General features: G+C 73.3%; 16 protein-coding genes. 13 read left to right on the plus strand and 3 right to left on the minus strand.

Going from position 1 to position 22,692, the window contains the following annotated elements; all coding sequences use genetic code 11:
• The first annotated feature begins 6 nt into the window (after positions 1-6).
• Positions 7-1,272 (plus strand): 6-phospho-beta-glucosidase, encoded by a 1,266-nt coding sequence (locus RNB18_RS46570; protein WP_311720234.1) that lies wholly within the window; start codon positions 7-9, stop codon positions 1,270-1,272.
• Positions 1,263-2,234, plus strand: coding sequence for an N-acetylglucosamine kinase (locus RNB18_RS46575; RefSeq protein WP_311720235.1), 972 nt, complete (start codon positions 1,263-1,265; stop codon positions 2,232-2,234). The genes RNB18_RS46570 and RNB18_RS46575 overlap by 10 nt, the downstream gene beginning before the upstream one ends.
• On the opposite strand, the gene RNB18_RS46580 is transcribed toward RNB18_RS46575, so the two are convergent.
• Positions 2,222-2,812, minus strand: a complete 591-nt coding sequence (locus tag RNB18_RS46580) for an AAA family ATPase (RefSeq protein WP_311720236.1) — start codon at positions 2,810-2,812, stop codon at positions 2,222-2,224. The two genes, RNB18_RS46575 and RNB18_RS46580, sit on opposite strands and share 13 nt — an antisense overlap.
• Before the next feature lie 253 nt (positions 2,813-3,065).
• On the opposite strand from RNB18_RS46580, the gene RNB18_RS46585 reads away from it, so the two are divergent.
• Genes RNB18_RS46585 through RNB18_RS46595 form a run of 3 tightly spaced genes read left to right on the plus strand, consistent with a single transcriptional unit; the run spans position 3,066 to position 6,942 of the window.
• Positions 3,066-4,475, plus strand: coding sequence for a hypothetical protein (locus RNB18_RS46585; RefSeq protein WP_311720270.1), 1,410 nt, complete (start codon positions 3,066-3,068; stop codon positions 4,473-4,475).
• A gap of 14 nt (positions 4,476-4,489) precedes the next feature.
• Positions 4,490-5,554, plus strand: coding sequence for a glutamate ABC transporter substrate-binding protein (locus RNB18_RS46590; protein ID WP_311720237.1), 1,065 nt, complete (start codon positions 4,490-4,492; stop codon positions 5,552-5,554).
• Between the two features lie 56 nt (positions 5,555-5,610).
• Complete coding sequence (locus tag RNB18_RS46595) at positions 5,611-6,942, plus strand: coiled-coil domain-containing protein (RefSeq protein WP_311720238.1); 1,332 nt, start codon at positions 5,611-5,613, stop codon at positions 6,940-6,942.
• 30 nt (positions 6,943-6,972) lie between these two features.
• On the opposite strand, the gene RNB18_RS54220 is transcribed toward RNB18_RS46595, so the two are convergent.
• Entirely contained in the window at positions 6,973-7,281 is a 309-nt protein-coding gene (locus RNB18_RS54220) for a hypothetical protein (RefSeq protein ID WP_449657650.1), read from the minus strand.
• Between the two features lie 52 nt (positions 7,282-7,333).
• Here RNB18_RS54220 and RNB18_RS46600 point away from each other — a divergent pair, with 52 nt between their 5' ends.
• The 4 genes from RNB18_RS46600 to RNB18_RS46615 all read left to right on the plus strand — a co-directional run bounded on the left by RNB18_RS46600 (position 7,334) and on the right by RNB18_RS46615 (position 14,012).
• Entirely contained in the window at positions 7,334-9,502 is a 2,169-nt protein-coding gene (locus RNB18_RS46600; protein ID WP_449657651.1) for a tetratricopeptide repeat protein, read from the plus strand.
• Entirely contained in the window at positions 9,503-10,804 is a 1,302-nt protein-coding gene (locus RNB18_RS46605) for a PP2C family serine/threonine-protein phosphatase (protein ID WP_311720240.1), read from the plus strand.
• A gap of 98 nt (positions 10,805-10,902) precedes the next feature.
• On the plus strand, positions 10,903-12,249 hold the full coding sequence (locus RNB18_RS46610; protein WP_311720241.1) for a vWA domain-containing protein: 1,347 nt from the start codon (positions 10,903-10,905) through the stop codon (positions 12,247-12,249).
• A gap of 38 nt (positions 12,250-12,287) precedes the next feature.
• On the plus strand, positions 12,288-14,012 hold the full coding sequence (locus tag RNB18_RS46615) for an FHA domain-containing protein (protein ID WP_311720242.1): 1,725 nt from the start codon (positions 12,288-12,290) through the stop codon (positions 14,010-14,012).
• 12 nt (positions 14,013-14,024) lie between these two features.
• Here RNB18_RS46615 and RNB18_RS46620 read toward each other — a convergent pair whose 3' ends face one another.
• The gene (locus tag RNB18_RS46620) at positions 14,025-15,005 is read right to left on the minus strand and encodes a methyltransferase domain-containing protein (RefSeq protein WP_311720243.1); all 981 of its coding nucleotides are present in this window, start codon (positions 15,003-15,005) and stop codon (positions 14,025-14,027) included.
• 68 nt (positions 15,006-15,073) lie between these two features.
• Between RNB18_RS46620 and RNB18_RS46625 the strand changes: the two genes are divergently transcribed.
• The 4 genes from RNB18_RS46625 to RNB18_RS46640 all read left to right on the plus strand — a co-directional run bounded on the left by RNB18_RS46625 (position 15,074) and on the right by RNB18_RS46640 (position 22,692).
• Positions 15,074-15,487: a globin gene (locus RNB18_RS46625; protein ID WP_311720244.1), complete on the plus strand. Its 414-nt coding sequence runs from the start codon at positions 15,074-15,076 to the stop codon at positions 15,485-15,487.
• A gap of 186 nt (positions 15,488-15,673) precedes the next feature.
• Positions 15,674-18,868: an ABC transporter permease gene (locus RNB18_RS46630; RefSeq protein ID WP_311720245.1), complete on the plus strand. Its 3,195-nt coding sequence runs from the start codon at positions 15,674-15,676 to the stop codon at positions 18,866-18,868.
• 1 nt (position 18,869) lies between these two features.
• Positions 18,870-21,656 carry an FtsX-like permease family protein gene (locus tag RNB18_RS46635; protein WP_311720246.1) on the plus strand — a complete coding sequence of 929 codons (2,787 nt, stop codon included), beginning with the start codon at positions 18,870-18,872 and terminating at the stop codon, positions 21,654-21,656.
• A gap of 79 nt (positions 21,657-21,735) precedes the next feature.
• Positions 21,736-22,692 carry an ABC transporter ATP-binding protein gene (locus RNB18_RS46640; protein WP_266564562.1) on the plus strand — a complete coding sequence of 319 codons (957 nt, stop codon included), beginning with the start codon at positions 21,736-21,738 and terminating at the stop codon, positions 22,690-22,692.

Raw genomic sequence — 22,692 nt, forward strand, 5'->3', positions numbered from 1 at the left:
CCACGTATGAAACTCACCGTGGTCGGCGGAGGCTCGACCTACACCCCCGAACTCATCGACGGCTTCGCCCGCCTGCGGGACACCCTGCCCGTCGAGGAACTCGTCCTGGTCGACCCGGCCGCCGAGCGCCTGGAGCTGGTCGGCGGGCTCGCCCGGCGCATCTTCGCCAAGCAGGGCCATGACGGCCGTATCGTCACCACGTCCGACCTGGACGCGGGCGTGGACGGCGCCGACGCCGTACTCCTCCAGCTCCGCGTCGGCGGCCAGGCCGCCCGCGAGCAGGACGAGACCTGGCCCCTGGAGTGCGGCTGCGTCGGCCAGGAGACGACCGGCGCGGGCGGCCTCGCCAAGGCGCTGCGCACGGTCCCGGTGGTCCTCGACATCGCCGAACGCGTCCGCCGCACCAACCCCGACGCCTGGATCATCGACTTCACCAACCCGGTCGGGATCGTCACTCGCGCCCTCCTCCAGGCCGGGCACAAGGCGGTCGGGCTGTGCAACGTGGCGATCGGCTTCCAGCGGAAGTTCGCCGGGCTGCTCGGCGTCACCCCCTCCGACATCCACCTCGACCACGTGGGCCTCAACCACCTCACCTGGGAGACCGCGGTACGGCTCGGCGGCCCCGAGGGCGAGGACGCCCTGCCCGAGCTGCTCACCGAGCACGGCGACGCCATCGCCGGCGACCTGCACCTGCCGCGCCCCCTGCTGGACCGGCTCGGCGTGGTCCCGTCGTACTACCTGCGCTACTTCTACGCGCACGACGAGGTCGTACGGGAACTCGGCACCAAGCCGTCCCGGGCCGCCGAAGTGGCGGAGATGGAACGGCAGTTGCTCACGATGTACGGCGACCCGGCCCTGGACGAGAAGCCGGAGCTGCTCGCCAAGCGGGGCGGCGCCTACTACTCGGAGGCGGCGGTCGACCTGGCCGCCGGGCTGCTCGGCGGGGGCGGCAGCCCCTACCAGGTGGTCAACACCCTCAACCGGGGCACGCTGCCGTTCCTGCCCGACGACGCGGTGATCGAGGTGCAGGCGGCGGTGGGCCCGAAGGGGCCGACCCCGCTGGCGGTGCCCGCCGTGGACCCGCTGTACGCGGGCCTGATGGCGAACGTGACGGCGTACGAGGACCTGGCGCTGACGGCGGCCCTGCGCGGTGGCCGGGACCGGGTCTTCAAGGCGCTGCTCGCACACCCCCTCGTCGGCCAGTACGCGTACGCCGAGGGCCTCACCGACCGACTGATCGCACACAACCGGGAGCATCTCGCGTGGGCCTGACCGCAAGTGTCCTCGCCGTCGACGCGGGCAACAGCAAGACCGACATCGCGGTCGTCGCGGCCGACGGAAGCGTCCTCGCCACGGCCCGCGGCGGCGGGTTCCGGCCGCCGGTGGTGGGCGTCGAGGCGGCCGTGGACGTGATCGCCGACGCGGTGGGACAGGCATTCACCGCGGCCGGAATCGGCTCGGTGGACCATGTCTCGGCCTGTCTGGCCAACGCCGACTTCCCCGTCGAGGAGCAGCAGTTGGCGGCAGCCCTGCACACGCGCGCGTGGGGCGCGGAGGTGGAGGTCCGCAACGACACCTTCGCGATCCTGCGGGCCGGCGTCACCGAACCGCGCGGGGTCGCCGTGGTGTGCGGCGCGGGCATCAACTGCGTCGGCATGCGTCCCGACGGCCGTACCGCCCGCTTCCCCGCGCTCGGCCGGATCTCCGGCGACTGGGGCGGCGGCTGGGGTCTCGCGGAGGAGGCCCTGTGGCACGCGGCCCGCGCGGAGGACGGGCGGGGCACCGACACCGACCTCGCGCGCGTGCTCCCGCGGCACTTCGGGCTGCCGTCCATGTACGCCCTCATCGAGGCCCTGCACCTGGAGGACATCGCCGCCGCCCGCCGCCACGAGCTGACGCCGGTGCTCTTCGCCACGGCCGCCGCCGGCGACCCGGTGGCCCGCTCGCTCGTCGACCGTCTGGCCGACGAGGTCGTGTCCATGGCGACGGTGGCCCTGACCCGCCTCGACCTCCTCGACGAGGAGACGCCGGTCCTGCTCGGCGGCAGCGTCCTGGCCGCCCGGCACCCCCAACTGGACGACGGCGTGCGGGAACTCCTGGCCGCGCGCGCCCCGAAGGCCGTACCCCGGGTGGTGACGGCGAGCCCGGTCCTGGGCGCGGCACTCCTCGGCCTCGACCGGGCCGGGGCGTCCGCTGAGGTACAGGCGAGGACGCGGGCGTACTACGAGGCCTGAGCGAGCACCGCGTCGGCCACCTCGGAGACGGACCTGTCCTTCCCGACGTCGACGCGGGCCAGCCCCAGCCGGTCCACGGCCGCCACCATCAGCGACTGGTAACGCACGCTGCGGGCCAGGAACTTGTCCATCAGGAACCGTTCCCGCTCCGTCGCAGCGTCGTAGTGCCCGGTCGCACGGATCCGGGCGCGTACGACGTCCTCGTCGGCGGTGAGCCATACGGCGGCCGTGTGCGGCACGTCCAGCGTCGCGACCCGCTCCGGCCAGAGCGCCGAGCCCTCCAGGACCAGGCCCGGTCCGGTGGCGTGCGTCCTGACCAGTTCCTCGATGCGGGGCCAGAGCCGCTCGTAGTGGGCGAGGACCGAGTCGATCAACTCGTCGACGGGGAGCGTCGCGTAGTGCTCGGCCACATGCGGCGGCACCTCCCGCTCCGGCGTGCGCCAGGGACGCCCCGGATGTCTCGCCAGCAGGTCCGTCGACCGGTGCCCGAAGCCGAGCCGGTCGGCCAGCGCCCCGGCGACCGTGGACTTGCCGGTATGGGACGTTCCGCCGATCATCACCACTCGCACCCCGCGCATGAGGGCGACCCTACGCGCCCCCAGGGGGAACCGAACCGATTCCCCTGGCGTATTCATGGGCAAGGGGTGGTGCGGGGGCATGGCCGGGCCGTCGCAGGCGATCCGCTGCGGTTCGATCAAGATCCAGTGAAGCCCGGTGCGGATGTCGGTCCCGGCAGCGATACTTGCGGCGAGGGATGACCATGGGGGAGGTCAAACAGTGACACACCCGCCGAAGAGCAGCACGGCACCACCGGGTTCCGGCGTGCCCACGATGCCGGCCGTACCGCCGCAGCCGGGACCCCCGGCCCAGCCACCACCGCCGCCCGCCCCGGTGTCCCCCGCGGCGCCCGCCCGTCGTACGGCCTTCGCGGAAGGTCTCGACCAGGTGCGCGCGGCCGCCACGACCGAACCGGGCCGGCTGCGCATCATCGGCGCGGCACTCGCCCTGCTCGTCGTCCTCTTCGGCGCGGTGACCGCCTGGCAGACCAACGACCGGGCCGCCGCGGCGGACGACGTGCTGCACAAGAGCCAGCCGCTCAGCAGCGCCGCCGCCGACATCTACCGCTATCTGGCCGACGCCAACACCGCGGCCTCCAGCGGCTTCCTGGCCGGCGGCCAGGAGACGGCCGACTCCCGCGAGACGTACGAGAAGGACATCGATCGGGCCGCGGCCGGTCTGGTCAAGGCGGCCTCGAACTCCGACCCGGACTCCCCCGCCGCGAAGACCGTGGCCGAGCTCAACACCCTGCTGCCGGAGTACAAGGGCCTGGTGGAGCGGGCCCGTACGTACAACCGGCAGGGCTTCCCGGTCGGCGGCGCCTATCTGCGGTACGCCAACGAGAAGATGCAAAAGGAGATGCTCCCGAAGGCGCAGAACCTCTACACCAGCGAGAACCAGCGGCTGCGCGCCGACTACGCCGACGCCACGCCCTACCCGTGGGCCGCGATCGGCCTCGGCGTCCTGGCCCTCGCCGGGCTCGCCTGGGCCCAGCACCGCAACTACCGGCGCACCAACCGGGTTCTCAACCACGGCCTGGTCGCGGCCACCGCGACGACGACCGTGGTGCTGCTGTGGCTGGTCGTCGGCCACACCGTCGCGCGCGCCGGGCTCAACGACTCCTACGACCACGGCGTGCGCTCGCTCAACGTGCTGCACGACGCGCGGATCGCCTCCCTCAAGGCCCGCGGCAACGAGAACCTCACGCTCGTGGCCCGCGGCGCCGAGACGGTCACCAAGAAGAACGCCCAGGGCGTGGACGTCACCTACGACGCCTACGACTTCGACTTCGACAAGGACATGGACACCCTCGGCAAGGGCCTGGCGGAGGCGTCGAAACTCGCCGACGACAGCAGCGGCAAGAAGCCGGTGACCGCCGCCGAGGGCAACATGACGGTGTGGAAGCAGCGTCACACCGCGGCCCGCGAGCAGGACGACAACGGCAACTACGAAGAGGCACTGAAGCGGGTCATAGGCGGCAAGGGCGCCACGGGCGAGTGCTTCGACAGCGTCGACGACAACCTCGCCGAGGCCCTTGCCCACGAGGAGAAGGAGTTCGCGCGGTCGGCCGGTGACGGCCTGGGCGCGATGACCGGACTGCCGGCGGGCGCCGCCGTCCTGGCCGTCCTCGGCGCGGCCGGCGCGGTCCTGGGCATCGGGCGCAGGCTGTCGGAGTACCGGTGAGAGGGGGCGTGACGATGCGGATGCGCGGACGTGTGCGGACCGGTCTCAAGGGCTGGGGCGGTGTCGGGGCGATGGCGGTCGTCTGCGGCCTGGTACTCGCCTTCGCGCTGCTCCTGCCGGTGGCCCGGTCGCACGGCGACGGCAGCACGGGCACCGGCGGGCCGGGCGTGACCCGTGCCGATCAGGTCGCGGACGACGGCCCCTGCAGGAATCCGGCGATCAAGGCGCACCCGGAGGAGCAGACGCTGTCCCCCTCGAGCGCAGACGGTGCGACCATAGACAAGATCAAGGCCCGGCAGGGCGAGAAGCGCAAGCTGATCGTCGGCGTCGACCAGAACAGCTACCGCTGGGGCTACCGCAACCCCAACGGCGGCCCGACGGCCGACCTGGAGGGTTTCGACATCGACCTGGTGCACCGGATCGCGCAGGACATCCTCGGTGACCCGAACGCCGTGCAGTTCAAGGCGATCCCCACCAACCAGCGCATCCCGGCGATCCAGGGGGGCCGGGTCGACATGATCGTCCGCACGATGACGATCAACTGCACCCGCCTGGGCCAGGTGGCGTTCTCCGCGCCGTACTTCAAGACGGGTCAGCAGGTCCTCGCCCCCAAGTCCTCCGGCATCACGGGCTACAACGGGACGCTGGCGAAGCAGCGGATCTGCACGGCGGAGGGCTCCACGGCGAACACCAAGCTGGTGGACGCCAAGAAGGCGAAGGAGCTGGTCTCCTCCGCGATCATCTCGCCCCCCGTCCCCAACCAACTCGACTGCCTCGTCAGGCTCCAACTCGGCGAGGTCGACGCCGTGGTCACCGACGGCGCGCTCGCCGCCAGCCAGGCCGCCCAGGATCCCACGGTCGAACTGAAGGGCTCCCCCTTCACCACCGAGTACTACGGCGTGGCGATGAGGAGCGACGCCGACGATCTGGTACGCCGGGTCAACCAGATCCTGGTGGACTACCGCAAGGACACCACCGACGGCTGGCAGGCGTCGTACGACAGGTGGCTGTCGGCCACACTGAACGAGAGCTCGGCGAAGTCGGAGCCGCCGCCACCGAAGTACCTGCGCAAGAACTGACGGATCCGCAAGGACAGACAACCACCCAGAAACCCTTCAGCAGCGAGAGGTGATCGATGGGCGTCACGGGACCCCCCGGGCCGGTGATGGACCGGGACGAGGTGGACCGTGCGCTGGCGCGGCTCGGCGCGGAGCACGAGGCGATAGAGACCTCGCTCCTCGCCCTGCAGGACCACGCGGGCCGCAGGCTCCTGGAGGGCGCCGAACTCACCGGCGTCACCAAGGAGCGCTGGACGTCCGCCGACGCCTCGATCACCCTGCTGTGGGCGTACTTCGACGCGTACTCGGACGCGTTGCGCTCGGCCCGCGAGATCCGCTCCCGTCGCCGTTGGTCCAGCCGCGAGGACCTGGTGGAGCTGACCGAGTTGCTGCGCGGCGAGTCGGTCACCGTCGCGGGCTCGGCGACCGCCACCGCCAACGCGCCCACCCTGCACGGCAATTCGGGCAAGCTGAGCGAGCGGTTCTCGCTGGTGACGCTCGTCGACCGGATGAACGACCTGTACGCGTCGAGCCTGGACATGGTCGTCGCCGCCGACGCGGTGTGGTCGGCACTGCCCGCACGGATAGATCTACTGGCCGCCGAACTCCAGCGCACCCGCCGGCTCGCGCACTCCGTCGGCGTGCGCCCCGGGGAACACCCGGCCGGCGACGACCTGGAGCGCATCACGCACGCGCTCACCTCACTGCGCGAGCGGGTGATCTCCGATCCGCTCGCCTTCTGGCGGCAGGCGCAGGGCAGTTCGGCGCCCGGCGGCGGCAAGCCGGACACCACGGCGTACGACCGTGAGGCGCGTGCCCTGGAGGACGTGCGCCGGGAGATCGACGCCGTACTCACCGTCCGCCAGGACGCGGAGGCCCGGCTGGTCAAGCTGCGGGACGTGCTCTCCCGCGCGGACCGTACGCTCGCCGAGGCCCGCACCGCGCGCGGCGAGGTCCTCGCGAAGATCGCCGCCACGGAGGTGCCGGTCGTCAGCGGACCGCCGACCGTGTTGCAGGAGCAGCTGGCGACGGCCGCCGAGTACCGCAGACACGCCCAGTGGCACCGCCTGTCCCCGCTCCTGGAGTCCCTGGAGGAGAAGGCGGAGGACGAACTGCTGCGTGCCCGCGAGTCGTTGACCGAGGTCACCGCGCCGCTGGCGGTCCGCGCGGAGCTGCGCGGCCGTCTCGACGCGTACAAGGCGAAGGTCGCCCGGCACGGACTGGCCGAGGACCCGTTCCTGATCGAGCGCTACGACGCGGCCCGGCGGATGCTGTGGAGCGCGCCCTGCGACCTGCGGGTCGCCGAACAGGCCGTGCTGCGCTACCAGCACGCGGCCGCCGAACTGCTGGGAGCCCCGCGAGTACCGCAGCAGAGCGGTCCCGAAGACCGTGGGGGGCCCGGAACGTGAGTGACCAAGGGGGTGCGGCGACGTCATGAGTCAGGAACAGCAGCCCTGCCAGCGGCCCGGCTGCGACGGTACGTACGAGGACATGGGCGGCGGCGAGCTGTACTGCGACACCTGCGGTCTCGCGCCGGTCGTCTCGGCCGAGGGCGGCCGGGCCGGCTCGGCGTCCACTGGCAGGGGCTCGCGGAGCAGCGGCAGTTCGCGCGCCACCGGGCGCGCTTCCTCGCGTATGTCCTCGCAGTCGTCGAAGTCCCGGCGCTCGGTGTCGGGACGGCTGTCGCGCTCGGTCTCGGGGAAGTCCACGGGCCGTTCGGTGTCGGTGCGCAGCTCTGGCTCCGGCACCGGTTCGAGCGGGCGCGGCCGGCTCGGAGCGGGCCTCGTCGAGGTGCCCGGGGTGCCGCGGCCCGACCCGCGCGAGATGGTTCTGGAGAACCCCGAGGTGCCCGAGCGCAAGCGGTTCTGCTCGCGCTCCGACTGCGGGGCCCCGGTGGGGCGTTCGCGCGGGGAGAAGTCCGGGCGCACGGAAGGCTTCTGCACGAAGTGCGGCCACCCGTACTCGTTCGTGCCGAAGCTGAAGTCCGGTGACGTCGTGCACGGCCAGTACGAGGTCGCGGGCTGTCTGGCGCACGGCGGACTCGGCTGGGTCTACCTCGCCGTGGACCGCGCGGTGTCCGACCGCTGGGTGGTCCTCAAGGGCCTGCTGGACACCGGCGACCAGGACGCGATGGCCGCCGCGATCTCCGAGCGGCGCTTCCTCGCGGAGATCGAGCACGCCAACATCGTGCGGATCTACAACTTCGTGGAACACCTCGACCAGCGCACCGGCTCGCTCGACGGCTACATCGTCATGGAGTACGTCGGCGGCAAGTCGCTGAAGGAGATCGCCAACGACCGCCGCACCACCGGCGGGAAGCGGGACCCGCTGCCGGTGGAGCAGGCGTGCGCGTACGGCATCGAGGCCCTGGAGGCGCTCGGCCACCTGCACAGCCGCAACCTCCTGTACTGCGACTTCAAGGTCGACAACGCCATCCAGACCGAGGACCAGCTCAAGCTCATCGACATGGGCGCGGTGCGCAGGATGGACGACGAGGAGTCGGCCATCTACGGCACGGTGGGCTACCAGGCTCCGGAGGTCGCGGAGGTGGGCCCGTCGGTCGCCTCCGACCTGTACACGGTCGCCCGCACCCTGGCGGTGCTGACCTTCGACTTCCAGGGCTACACCAACGTCTTCGTCGACTCGCTGCCCGACCCCGACCACATCGAGGTCTTCCGCCAGTACGAGTCGTTCTACCGGTTGCTGGTCCGGGCGACCGACCCGGATCCGGCCCGCCGTTTCGCCTCCGCGCAGGAGATGTCGGAGCAGCTGACCGGGGTGCTGCGCGAGGTCGTCTCCCTGCAGACGGGCCGTGCCAGGCCTTCCCTGTCGACGCTCTTCGGCCCCGAAGTCCGCGTCACCGACACGGAGTTGTTCCCGAAGCTGGACGGGGAGGTGTCGCGGCTGGGGACGCGGGTGCCTCCGGCGGGGCGCCGGAGTCTCAAGAACGGCGCCCCGACATCCGCTGTTCTTCCGGTCGGCACCCCGGGTCCCGAGCGGCTCGGCGGCGGAGCCGTCACTGCTCTCGTCAAGTCCGCCGACGCCCCGGCCGCCGCCCTGTCGCTCCCCGTCCCCCACGTCGACCCCTCCGACCCCAACGCCGGTTTCCTCGCCGGGCTCATGACCACCGCGCCCGCCGAGCTGCTCGGCGCCCTCGCGGCCGCGCCGGCGGCATCCGCGGAGACACGCCTGCGGCAGGTGCGGGCCTGGCTGGAGAACGGCGACGCGCACACCGCGGACGAGTCGTTGCGGCGGCTGGAGGAGGAACGGCCCGACGACTGGCGGGTGGTCTGGTACCGGGGCGTCGCCGCCCTGGTGACCGGCGACCACGAGGCCGCCGCGCTCGCCTTCGACGCGATCTACGACGCCTTCCCCGGCGAACCCGCCCCCAAGCTCGCCCTCGGCCTGTGCGCGGAGGTGCTCGGACAGCTCGACAACGCCGCCGAGTACTACCGCCTGGTGTGGTCGACCGACCCCAGTTATGTGAGCTCCGCGTTCGGCCTCGCGCGCGTGCAACTCGCGACCGGGGACCACCGTGGCGCGGTGAACACGCTGGAGTCGGTGCCGGAGTCCTCCATCCACTACACCGCCGCCCGGGTGGCCGCCGTCCGCGCGCGGCTGCGTGGACGCACCACGACCGCGGGCGACGTACCCTTCCTGGACGACCTGACCGCCGCCGCCGGACAGGTCGAGGCGCTGGACGCGTACGGTCTGGATCCGGCGCGCCGCGAGCAGCTGTCGGCGGAGGTGCTGGGCGCGGCCCTGGACTGGATACTCTCCGGTGGCCAGGACCCCGTCGCCCCCGCCGCCGCGGGACGGGCGCTGCTCGGCAGCGGACTGGACGAGCGAGGACTGCGCTTCGGCCTGGAGCGTTCGTACCGCACGCTGGCCCGGCTGGCGCAGGGCGGCGAGGAGAGGATCGACCTGGTGGAACGAGCCAACCGTTACCGCCCCCGGACGTGGGTGTAGTTGATGTCGCAGATGCCCCAGCTGTCCGCCTGCCCCAGCTGCGAGTGGCCGCTCGAATCGGGCGACCGTTTCTGCGGTGCGTGCGGATACGACCTGTCCGCCGTGCCGGCACGGCCGGACGACAGCCCGACCATCGCCATGAACGGCGCGCCCCCCGGCGGCCCCTGGCCCGAGGTCCCGCACCCGCCGGCGGAGGTCCATCTGCCGGCCGACCTGCAGGGCACCGAGTCGGGTGAGCACGCACCGCCTCCGTCGGGACCGGTCGTGGGCTCGCCGGTCTCCCCGGTCTCCGGCGTGCGCTTCGACCGCTCGCCGGAGCCCGACGAGTACGTCCTTCAGGCGCCCGACCCGCGGATGGCCTCCGGACCGCCCACCCCGGCCGAGGGCACCAAAGTGTGCGTGGCCTGCCGGGCGGGCCGGGTCGACGACGACGGCTACTGCGAGAACTGCGGGCACGCCCAGCCGCGTGAGCGCGACCACATGGAGCAGGAGGCCGGTCCGATCGCTGCCGTCAGCGACCGCGGCCTGCGCCACCACCGCAACGAGGACGCCTTCACCCTCGGCACCAGCGTGCTGCCCGACGGCTCGCCGGCCACCTTCGCGGTCGTCTGCGACGGCGTGTCCTCCGCGACCCGCCCCGACGACGCCTCCCTGGCCGCGTCCCGGGCCGCTGCCGACGCGCTGCTGGCCGCGCTGCCGCAGGGCACACACCCCCAGCAGGCGATGCACGAGGCGATCGTGGCCGCCTCCCGTGCGGTCAACTCGCTCGCCGCGGAGCCCGCCACGGCCCGCGAGCACCAGCCGCACCAGAACGCCCCGGCGTGCACGATCGTCGGTTCGATCGTCACCCCGAGCCTGCTGGTCGTCGGCTGGGTCGGCGACAGCCGGGTCTACTGGGTACCGACGGACCGCAGTTCACCCCCGGCCCGGCTCACCGAGGACGACTCCTGGGCCGCCCAGATGGTCGCCGCGGGCCTGATGAACGAGGCCGAGGCGTACGCCGACGAGCGCGCCCACGCGATCACCGGCTGGCTCGGCGCGGACGCCTACGAACTCGACCCGCACACCGCTTCCTTCAAGCCGGACCGGCCTGGTGTGGTGGTGGTGTGCTCCGACGGCCTGTGGAACTACGCGGAGGCGGCCGAGGAGATGGCGGAGGCCGTACCGGCCGACGCCGCCGCGCGTCCGCTGCACACCGCACGGGTCCTGGTCGGCCACGCCCTGGACGGCGGGGGCCACGACAACGTAACAGTGGCCGTCGTGCCGTTCCCGACCCCTCCGCAGGGGGCAGGATCGGCCTGAGGCCGCATACGGGGATGCCTCGGCGGACCGGAGGGGACCGGTCCGCAATCAGTCATCGCCCCACGGATGTGGGGTTCGCGAGGGGGATTTGAGTAGGCATGGCCAATTTCTCGAAGTCGAACGCGCCGCAGTTCTCGATGGACGTCTACCAGAACGAGTACCTGCCGGAGGGCGGCCGCGAGGTCAACGCGATCGTCACGGTGACCTCGACCGGCGGCGGCACGATCGGAAGCGCGGTCGCGGCCCCGCACCTCTGGTCGGCGGGACAGGGACCCTCGGCGGCGGTGGCGCTCATGGTCGACTGCTCGGGCTCCATGGACTACCCGCCGACCAAGATGCGCAACGCCCGCGACGCCACCGCCGCCGCGATCGACACCCTGCGTGACGGTGTGCACTTCGCGGTGATCGGCGGCACGCACGTGGCCAAGGAGGTGTATCCGGGCAACGGCCGTCTCGCGGTCGCCGACGCCACCACCCGTGATCAGGCCAGGCAGGCGCTGCGCAAGCTCAGCGCGGGCGGCGGTACGGCCATCGGCACCTGGCTGCGCCTCGCCGACCGGCTGCTGTCCTCGGCGGAGGTCGCCATCCGCCACGGCATCCTGCTCACCGACGGCCGCAACGAACACGAGTCGCCGGAGGACCTCAAGGCCTCCCTCGACGCCTGCGCGGGGCGCTTCACCTGCGACGCCCGGGGCGTGGGCACCGACTGGGAAGTGAAAGAAGTCACAGGGATCGCTTCCGCCCTGCTCGGCACCGCCGACATCGTCGCCGACCCGGCGGGACTCGCCGCGGACTTCACGCAGATGATGGAGGCGGCCATGGGCAAGGAAGTCGCGGACGTCGCCCTCAGGGTGTGGACCCCGGTCGGCACCACCATCAAGTTCGTCAAGCAGGTCGCGCCCACCGTCGAGGAGCTCACCGACCGCCGCACCGAGGCCGGTCCGCGTGCCGGGGACTACCCCACCGGCTCCTGGGGAGACGAGTCCCGTGACTACCACGTCTGCGTCGAGGTCCCGGCCGCGAACATCGGTCAGGAGATGCTCGCGGCCCGGGTCTCCCTGGTCGTCCCGCAGCCCGACGGCTCGACGCAGAACCTGGGTGCACAGGGTCTCGTCAGGGCCGTGTGGACCGACGACATGGTCGCCTCGACGTCGATCAACCCCCAAGTCGCCCACTACACCGGCCAGGCCGAACTGGCACAAGCCATCCAGCAAGGGCTCGATCTGCGCAAGGCGGGCGATATCGATGGAGCGACGGCCAAATTGGGCCGGGCCGTCCAGCTCGCGAACAACTCCGGGAACGCCGATACTGCGAAACTGCTTTCGAAGGTGGTCGACGTCGTCGACGCCACGACAGGTACTGTGCGACTGAAGGCGAAGGTCGAGGAGGCCGACGAGATGACTCTCGAGACCCGGTCGACAAAGACTGTTCGTGTAAAGAAGTGACGTAGTAGTTCCCTGATCCGAGAGGGGGAAGCGCCGACATGCCGACCTGCCCGAACGGACACCAGTCGGGTTCCGACGACTGGTGCGAGGTCTGCGGTCACCGCATGGCCGGTGCCGTACCTCCGCCCCCTCCGCCGCCGCCCGGTCAAGGTGGAGGCGGATACGGCTTCCCGCCGCCCGGCGGTCCCGGGGGCCAGCCCGGTGGACGTCCGCATCTGTCCGCCGCACCTGACGCCGAGCCGGAGCTCTGCCCGCAGTGCCGTACCCCTCGTGAGGGCGGTGCGCCGTTCTGCGAGGAGTGCCGGTGGAACTTCCTGACCAACACGGCGACCTCGTACACCCCGGCCGCCCCGCGCCCGCCGGCCGGCTCCGGCGGCCCGCCCTCGCACTTCCAGCAGCAGGCGGGGCCCGGTCCGTCCTTCGGCGGCGGTGACTCGTACGAGTACCAGGGCTCCCGGCCGTCCCAGGTGAACCGCCCCGCAGAACCGATCCCCTTCGGCTCGGAGCCTTCGGGCCGTCCGGGCCCGGGCGGACCCGGTGGCCCCGGTGCCGGTCCTGGCGGCCCCGGTGGCCCGTCCGGCTTCCCCGGTGACCCCTCGCGCCCCGGCGGTCCTGGCGCACCCGGCCCCTCCGGTTACCCCGGCGGACCCGGCGGCCCCGGCCCCTCCGGTTACCCCGGCGATCCGTCGCGGCCCGGCGGTCCAGGCCCCTCCGGCCCCGGTGGTCCGCAGGGCTTCCCGGGCGACCCCGGACGCCCCGCCCCCTCCGGTTACCCCTCGGACCCCTCCCGGCAGGGCGGCCCCGCCCCCTCCGGTTACCCCGGTGATCCCTCCCGGCAGGGCGGCCCCGGGAACCCCGGAGCGGGTGGCTACGGTTACCCGCAACCCGGCTCCACCCAGGCCCCGCCCGGACCCTCCGGTCCCGGCGGCCCGCAGGGCTACGGCGGCCACCCCACGCAACCCGGTCCCCCTGGTCCCGGCGGCCCCGGCGGCCCGCAGGGCTTCCCCGGCGACCCGTCCCGCCCCGGCGGCGGCCCCGGCGGTCCGCCGAACTTCGGCGCCGACCCCTCCCGCCCGGTCCCGCCGCCCCCCGGACCGACCCCGCCCGCCGGCCCCGGTGCCACGAGCGGCGCCCCGCAAGGCTTCCAGGCTCAGGGCGCATCGGCTCCGCCCGCCTTCCCGCAGGAGACCAACCGGCCCCAGCCGGGCGGCCAGTCCTTCGGCGGCGGCGCCGACGACTGGGTCCTCTCCCCGCCGTCCTCCACCGCCCCCGGCGGTCCCGGCGGCTACGGCTACCCGCAGCCCGGCTCCACCCAGGCTCCGCCCGCGCCTCCCGGCCCGTCCTTCCCACAGCAGCAGGCGGCCTGGACCGCGACCATCGGCCCGGACCGCGATTACTTCCTGGCGATGATGCAGCGCTCCGGCCCCGAGGCAGCGGGCCTGAACCTGCCCGCGTACTCCCCCGAGCAGCAGCGCACGCTCACCGGCAACCAGGTCACCATCGGCCGCCGTCGGCACTCCACCGGCGACACCCCCGACGTCGACCTGTCGGTGCCGCCGGAGGACCCGGGCGTCTCGCACCAGCACGCGGTGCTGGTCCAGCAGCCGGACGGCTCCTGGGCGGTCGTCGACCAGAACTCGACGAACGGCACCACCGTGAACGGCGCCGAGGAGCCCATCACGCCCTTCGTGCCGGTGCCGCTCCAGGACGGCGACCGGGTGCACGTCGGCGCCTGGACGACGATCACGATCCGCCGCGGCTAGCGAACGGCCACGTCACCGGAGGGGCCACGCATACGGCCCCTCCGGGTCGTCCAGCCACGCCCATTCCCGCTCTCCGCTGACCGTGATGCCGTACCGCTCACGACGCGGCTGCCCCTCGCGCTCCCACAGCGTGTACGCCTCCCGGGGTTCGAGGGTGTCCCGGGTCAGGGTCAGCAGGAAGCGGAACAGCTCGTTCTCCCGGGCCCGGCGCGGCACCCCTCCCCATTCGACGAACCCCTCTTCGTGCCGGTCCGCACCGCGCAACGGCACGAAGTAGGCGGGCGTGTGCAGGAACCGTCCCTCCGCATGCCCGGCGTCCCGGACGGTGAGGGCGATCAGCCCGGTGGCGAGCGGGCTCAGGATCCGTGCGCCGGGGCGGCACTGGGCGAGCCAGCCGACCGGCACCGACGACAGGGTGCAGGTGGCGATGATCCGGTCGAAGGGGGCGCGTTGGGGCACCCCGCGCGCGCCGTCGCCGGTGACGACGACGGGGTGGTACCCGGCGGCCGCCAGATGCCTGCGCGCCGCCTCGGTGATCTCCGGCTCCAGGTCGACGGTGGTGACGCAGTCGTCGCCGAGCCGGTGCGCGAGCAGGGCCGCGTTGTAGCCCGTGCCGGCGCCGATCTCCAGGACCCGGTCGCCGTCCCGTACCCGCAGTGCGGCCAGCATCATCGCCATCAGCGAGGGCTGACTGCTGGAGGAGACCAGTTCGCCGTCGCGCAGCCGGGTGGCGAGCGGGGCATCGACGTAGGCCCCGCGCACCCACCTCTCCCGGGCGCGCGGGTCGGGGTTCTCGCCCCAGCGCCGCTCGTAGCCTCCCCTGACGCCGACGTAGTAGTACGGCACGAACAGATGCCGGGGCACCGCCTCGAAGGCCTCCCGCCACACCGGGTCGACTGCCCAGGCCCCGCTCGCGTCGATCTCCCGCACCAGCGCGGCCCGCGCAGAGGCGGCGAGTTCGGCGAGATCCCTGTCGAGAGCGTGCGTGCCCATACCTCCACTCTGCACCCTGGGCACCGGAGGTCCTAAGCCTTGAGTCCTCCGCCACCCCGTCTGAGACCATGGTTGACGTGAAAGAGATCCGGCGCGGCACGCTTCAGACGCAGACCTTCTACGAGCAGGTCGGCGGGGAGGAGACCTTCCGCCGCCTCGTCCACCGCTTCTACGAGGGGGTCGCCGAGGACCCGGTCCTGCGGCCCATGTACCCGGAGGAGGACCTCGGCCCGGCCGAGGAGCGCCTCGTGCTGTTCCTCATGCAGTACTGGGGCGGTCCCACGACGTACAGCGACAACCGCGGCCATCCCCGGCTGCGGATGCGCCACGCACCCTTCGTCGTCAATCGCGAGGCGCACGACGCGTGGCTGAAGCACATGCGGGACGCCGTCGACGAACTCGGCCTGTCCGAGGAGCACGAGACGCAGCTGTGGAACTACCTGACGTACGCGGCCGCTTCGATGGTGAACACCGCCGACTGATCACGACTCACTGAGTGCCGGATTCCGATCGCTTTCCGGTTGACCGGCACCGGATTCCGGTCACAATCCGGTCAAGCCCGCGCTACAAGCGCTTACCCGTGACCACCACCTCTGACATCCTCGCCCGGAGATCTGCACAACACGGCGGGGGGCCGGGTGACGGGGTTCGGGGGAATCGCGCGTTTTGTGTTCCTGCGTGGGCGGGCGCACCGGCTGCTGCTCGCCGCCGCCTTGCTCACGGTCCTGCTCACCACCGCGGTCCTCGCGACCCTCACCGCCTACTCCGGCGCCATCGGTGACGCGGCCCTGCGCCACGCCCTCCAGGACCCGCGCAACGCCGCCGACACCGCGCTGGTCGTCAAGGCCGACGTACCCGAGGACCGTCGTACGGCCGCCGACACCGCCGTACGCGACGTGGCGCGGCGGACGTTCGACGGGCTGCCGGTGACCGTGCGGACGTTCCTGCGGTCGGGTCCGTACGCGCTGCCGAGGTCGCTCCAGCCCGAGTCGCAGCGGTCCGGGGACCCCGATCTGACGCACTTCGCGGCGTTGGACCGCGGCCGGGTGCAGCTGATCGAGGGGCGGCTGCCGCGCACGGCGGACGGGCTCGTCGAGGTGGCGCTCCCGCAGGCCGCCGCCCGCGCCCTCGATCTCGGCCCCGGCGCCCGCTTCACCCTCACCGACCGGCTGCGCGGCCCGGCGGTGCGGGTGACGGTGACCGGCCTGTACCGGCCCGTCCGCGCGAACGACCCGTACTGGCTTCTCGACGATCTGCACGGGCGGGGCATCAACAAGCTCGATTTCACGACGTACGGCCCGCTGCTCGCCGATCCCGGTGTGCTGGCCGACGGGACGGTGAGCGTCGGGGCGTCGGGCTGGCTGGCGTCGGCCGACTTCGCGACGGTGACGACCGCGCGCTCGGACGCGCTGCGGCAGACGGCCGTCGCAGGGAACGCGGCACTGCGCAAGGAGTCCTCCCTCGGCGGCGCCACGACCGCGTCGACCTCGCTGCCCGAGGTCCTCGACCGCACCGACCGCTCGCTGCTCGTCTCCCGCTCGACCCTGCTGATCGTCGCCCTGCAACTGGTGCTCCTCGCGGGCTGCGCCCTGCTGCTGGTGGCGGGGCTGCTGAGCAGTGAGCGCACCGGCGAGAGCCGGCTGCTGCTGGCGCGCGGCGCCTCTCGCGGCCGGATCGCGGGTCTCGCCGCCCTGGAGGCGGCGCTGCTCGCGGTGCCCGCGCTGCTGTGCGCGCCGCTGCTGGCGGGCCCGCTGACCCGGACGCTGGCCGGGCGGGGCCCGTTGGCCCGGATCGGGCTGCACCTGGAGGTGCCGTCGGGCGGACGGACCGGGGTGTGGCTGGTGGCGGCGGCGGTGGCGCTCGGGTGTGCGCTCGCGGTGACCCTGCCCGCGCTGACCTCCTCCTTCGCGCGCGGCCGGGCCCGGGCGCTGCCCGGTGCGGTGCGCGCGGGGGCGGACCTCGGGCTGCTGGCCGTGGCCGGGGTGGCGTACTTCCAGCTCAGCCAACAGACCTCCGGTGCCGTGACCGACGACAGCGCCGGTGTGCTCGGCGTGGACCCGCTGCTGGTGGCGGCGCCCGCGCTCGCGCTGCTGGCCGGGACCGTCCTGACGCTGCGGCTGCTGCCGCCGCTGGCCCGGCTCGCCGAACGCCGGGCGACCGGTGGGCGTGGCCTGACCTCGGCCCTGGCGGGCTGGCAGATCGCCCGCCGCCCGATGCGCGGGGCGGGCCCGGTGCTGCTCCTGGTCCTCGCCATGGCACTGGGCATGCTGGCCATCGGACAGGGCGCCTCCTGGGACCGTTCGCAGTCCGACCAGGCGGACTTCCGGGCCGGGGCGCCGGTGCGGGTCCTGGCCTCCGGCGACGCGGGTCTCGGCCGCACCGAGGAGTTCGCGGCCGTTCCGGGGGTACGGCGGACCGCGCCCGCAGCCCGGTCCGATCTGCCGCTGTCCGGCAGCCGGGAGGCGACGGTGCTGGCGCTGGACACCTCGCGCGCCTCGATGCTGATCCGCCCCGACCTGCACTCAGGACCGTTCCTCCAGGGACTCGGCCCGAAGGGTGCGACGGCGGGCGTGAAGGTGCCCGCGGACACGGCCCGGCTGCGGCTGACGGCGGCCCTGCGCGGTCCCTTCCCGAGCACGACGGTGCAGGTCACCATCACCCTGGAGGACCGCTACGGCACCCCCTACCGGGTCCCCGCGGGCCAGCTCCCCGCCGACGGACGGTCCCACGCGCTGGACGTCTATGTGCCCGGGGTCCCACTGACCCTGACCGACCTGGAGCTGGCCGTGCCCGTCCCCAGCGGAGACCCCGAACAACACCGCTTCACCGTGAGCGAGTTGACGGCGAAGAGCACCGACGGGGCGGTGCGCCGACTGCCGTTGCCCACCTCCTGGAAGGTCACCTCGCGGAGCGAAGGGGTGACTTCGACTCCCGATGACACGAACAAACCCGCCCCGCCACACCTGAGTTCGGGATCCGGGAGGCTGTCGGTGGACTACGGCACCGGGTTCATCCCGCTCGACGACACCTGGAGCGTGGGGGTGCTCACCATCCGGATGAAGGCCCCGCAGCCGAAGGCGGCCGACATCACGGCTGTCGCGACCGAGCGCTTCCTGACCTCGGCGGGCGCCTCGGTCGGGGAGAGCCTGGACGTGCCGCTGGGCGGCGAGACCGTGTCGGTGCACATCGTGCGCACCGTACGGGAGTTGCCGACGGCCGCGGAGAACGGCGGCGCCCTGCTGGTCGATCTGCGGACCGTGAACCGGGTGTTGCAGGAGCAGTACGGCCGGAGCGTGGAGCCGACCGAGTGGTGGCTCACGACCGGACCGGGCGCCACGGACCGGGTCACCGCGGCGCTGCGGGCCCGGCCCGACATGGACCCCGCGCAGATCGTGGTGCGGGACGAGCTCGCCGGGCAGCTGCGCGACGACCCGTTCGGCGCGGGCCCCGAGGCCGCGTTCACGGCGGCGGCCGGCGTGGCTGCGGCGCTGGCCGCGGTCGGGTTCGCGGTGAGCGCGGCGGGCTCGCTGCGGGAGCGGGGCGCCGAGTTCGCCGTACTGCGCGCCCTGGGGGCCCCGCGCCGGCGGCTGGCCCGGGCGGTCGCCCTGGAACAGAGCGTCCTGGTGGCGCTGGCACTGCTGGTGGGCTCCCTGCTGGGCATGGTGTTGACCCGGGCTGTGGTCCCGCTGATCGTGCTCACGGACGAGGCGGCCCGGCCGGTACCCACGGTCCTGGTCCAGCTCCCACTCGCGCGGGTGGCCGTACTCCTGGCGGCGGTGGCGCTCGCCCCGCTCCTGGTGACGGCGGCGCTGGCGCTGCGGCGGGCGGATCCGGCGCGGGCGCTGCGTGAGGGGGTCGAGTGAGATGAGGTTCTTCAGGACGGGTGAGCCGGAGGGCCCCGGGAGGACGGAGCCACGGGCCGCGGCCAGGGTGACCGCCCCCTGGGTCCGTACCCGGCTACGGACCGCGCCCGGCGCCGCGTGCGCGCTCGCACTGCTGGTCGCGCTGACGGCGTGCCTCACGGCCGCGTTCCCCCGCGCGGTCGACCGCTACGAGGACACCGGGCTGCGCCGGGCCGCCGAACAGGCCCGCCCCGACCGGACCGGCATCGAGGTGTACGCCCCGCCGCCCTCGCCGATGGAGTCGACCCGCATGCGCGAGGACGCGCTGCGCCCGGACGCGCTGGCCGGGCAGTACACCGAGGTCCGCACCCAGGTCCCGCCCCCGCTCGTCCTCGACCGGGACCAGTCGACGTACGGCGTGCGCACCACCCAGGACATCCCGGTACCGGACCCGTGGCTGCCGAGACCGACCGGCGAGCCCGCGCGGGTGACACTGGTCGCGCAGGCGGGCCTGGCCGGCCACGCCTCCGTCGCCCAGGGACGGTTGCCACGCGCCGACGACCAAGTGACCTCCGAGACCAGCGGGTTGGAGGCTGCGGTCACCACCGAGACGGCCAAGGCCCTGCACATCAAGGTCGGTTCGGTGATCCACGCCGGCAGCTTCACCGTCCGGGTCACAGGCATCGTCACCCCACGCGTTCCCCAGGGCGCCTACTGGTCCACGAAAACCATCCTGCGCACCCCGGCCCTGATCCGCGAACCCGCGCCGTCCGTCGACATGTACTGGGTCGGCACCCTGCTGCTCGCCCCGAAGGCCGCCCCCGCCCTGCTCGCCGGTTCCGGAAAACCGGAACGCTACTGGCAGTTGGCCCCGGAGGTGCAGAGCCTGCGGGCCCGCGACCTGCCGGCCCTGCGGTCCGCGATCGCCTCCCTGGAGGCCGGTCCGGCGCTGCGGGAGGTACGCCGGGAGATCGACGGTCCGTCGACCGAGTTCTCGGAGTTGTACGGCAGCACCGAGGTCACCACCGACCTCGACGACGTCCTCATCGCCTACGACCGGCTCCGTGAGGACGTCGCTCCCCTCGTCGCCGTCGCCGCGTTCGGCACCGGCACGGTCGCCGCCGTCGTCCTCCTGATGGCGGGGGGCCTCACCGCCGACCGCCGCCGCACCGAACTCGCCCTGCTGCGGGCCCGCGGCGCCTCCCTGCGGGGTCTCACGGCCCGTCTCTTCGCCGAGACGACGGTCGTGGCCGTCCCGGCGGGCGCCCTGGGCCTGGCCGCCGCGCTGCTCGCGGTCCCCGAAGGCCGCGTCGGCCACGCCGTCTGGGCCGCGGTCGCGGTCACCGCCGTCACCTGCGTGGCCCTCCCCCTCCGCGCGGCGGCCGTCCACCGCGTGGTCCGCGTCCACACCGGCCGCGAGGACATCTCGTCCGTACGACCGTCCCGGCGCCGTACGGTCGCCGAGCTGACGTTGCTGGTGCTGGCGGCGGGAGCGGTGGAGTCGCTGCGTCGCCGTGGCACCTCGGGCTCCGCCGACGACCTCGTCTCGCTGGCACCCGTGCTGGTGGGAGTGGTCGCCGCCCTGGTCCTGGTCCGTCTGTACCCGCTCCCGCTGCGGGGTCTGGCCCGTCCGGCCGCCCGACTGCGGGGCGCGGTGGCGCACCTGTCCCTGGCCCGGGCGGGCCGCACCTCGGCCTCGGCGGTGCTGCCCCTCCTGGCCCTGCTGACCGCCCTGACCACGGCGGCCTTCGGCGGCTCGGTCCTCGCGGGCGTACAGGAGGCCCGCGACCACGCGGCCCTCCTCGCGGTCGGCGCCGACGCGCGCGTCGAGACGGGGGCGCCGCTCCCGTCCGGGCTGCCGGACCGGCTGCGCGATGCACCGGGCGTGAGCGCGCTGTCGGCGGTGAGCGTCACCTCCGAGGCGAAACCGGAGAACGGAGCACTGTCGGTACCGCTGGTCGGGGTGAACCCCGCGGACTACGCGGCGCTGTCGTCCCGGACGGGCATGGGCGCTTTCGAAGCGGCCGGGCTGAGAGCAGGGACCGCCGGGGAGGCGGCCCCGGCCCTGGCCTCCACGGCCACCGCGCGGATGTACGGCACCCGCCCCTTCCCGGTCCTCCTCCCGGACGGCAGCACGCTCACCGTCCGCATCACCACCGTCCTCGACCGCACGCCCGCGGTGCTGGGGTCGGACTTCCTGGTCGTGAACCGCGAGGCGTTGAGCCCGGCGGCGGCGCGTCCGACGGCGGTGCTGCTGTCGGGGACGTCGCTGGACGGGGCCGCGATCCGCAAGGCCGCCCCGAAGGCGGCGTCCGTGCACCTGAGGTCCGAGGAACGCGGACGCTACGTCGACTCCCCTCTCCAGACCGGCGCGGAAGGCGTCTACGCGACGGCGGTGGCGGCCGGCACGGGATACGCGGTCCTGGCCCTCTTCCTGTCCCTCCTGCGCACGTCCCCGGACCGTACGGCCCTCCTGGCCCGCCTCCGCACGATGGGCCTGACCCGGGCCGCGGGCCGCCGCCTCCTGATCCTCGAATCCCTCCCCCAGGCCGTCCTGGCCGCTGTCGGAGGCACCCTCACGGGCTGGGCCACGATCCACCTCCTGTCCCCGGGGATCGACCTGACGGCCATCGCCCTCCCGTCGGCCGACCCCTCCTCGACGGGAGCGGAGTTGCGCACGGACGCCCTGTCCCTGGTGATACCGGCGACGGCTGTGCTGCTGCTGGCGGTGGGCACGGGGGTCGGTCAGGCGTGGTGGTCGGGGAGACGGGGGTCGGTGCAGGAGCTCAGGGCGGGGGACGCGAGATGAACGACTTCGTCGCACCGGCGGCGAGCGAACCCCGCCGTCGACCAGCCCGCACGCCGGACCGCAGTCCAGGAGAAGGCCGATGACCACGAACCCCACCCTCACCGACCTCGCCCACAAGGCGACCCAGGCCCGCAACCGTCCCGCCTACGGCCACGACGCCCTGATCACCTGCGACAGACTCGTCCGCATCTTCACCACGGACGGCGTGGAGGTCCAAGCCCTCCAGGGCCTCGACCTCCTCGTCCGCGAGGGCGAACTCCTCGCTCTCGTGGGCGCGTCCGGCAGCGGCAAGTCCACCCTCATGAACATCCTCGCCGGCCTGGACACCCCCACCGCCGGCGCGGCCAGGGTCGCGGGCCACGACCTCCTCACCATGACCGCGAAGGACCGCCTGGCCTACCGCCGCGCAACGGTCGGCTTCGTCTGGCAGCAGACCTCCCGCAACCTTCTGCCCTACCTCACCGCGGCCCAGAACATCACCCTCCCCATTCAGCTCTCGGGCGCCCGGACACCCCGCCGCGCCCACACCGAACGCGCCCTGGAACTCCTGGAGTTGCTGGAGGTGGCCGACTGCCGCAACCGCCGCCCCCACCAGATGTCCGGCGGCCAGCAGCAACGCGTGGCGATAGCGGTGGCGTTGGCCAACAGCCCCGCGGTCCTGCTCGCTGACGAGCCGACGGGCGAACTCGACTCCCACACCGCGGAACAGATCTTCGCCGCGTTCCGCACCGCCAACGAACAGCTCGGCACGACGATCGTCATCGTCACCCACGACCAGGCGGTGGCCGGAGAGGTCCGCCGGACGGTGGCCATCAGGGACGGCCGTACGTCCACGGAGGTCCTGCGCCGCAGCGAGGTGGACGCGACGACGGGCCACGAGACCCTGGTCGCCCGTGAGTACGCGATGCTGGACCGCGCGGGCCGCCTCCAGCTCCCGAAGGAGTACACCGAGGCCTTGGGCATGCGCGACAGGGTGGCGCTGGAACTGGAACCGGACCACATCGGCGTATGGCCGGACGACAGCGACCGGGACTGA

This window comes from Streptomyces doebereineriae (assembly GCF_031845645.1).
GTDB lineage: Bacteria > Actinomycetota > Actinomycetes > Streptomycetales > Streptomycetaceae > Streptomyces > Streptomyces canus.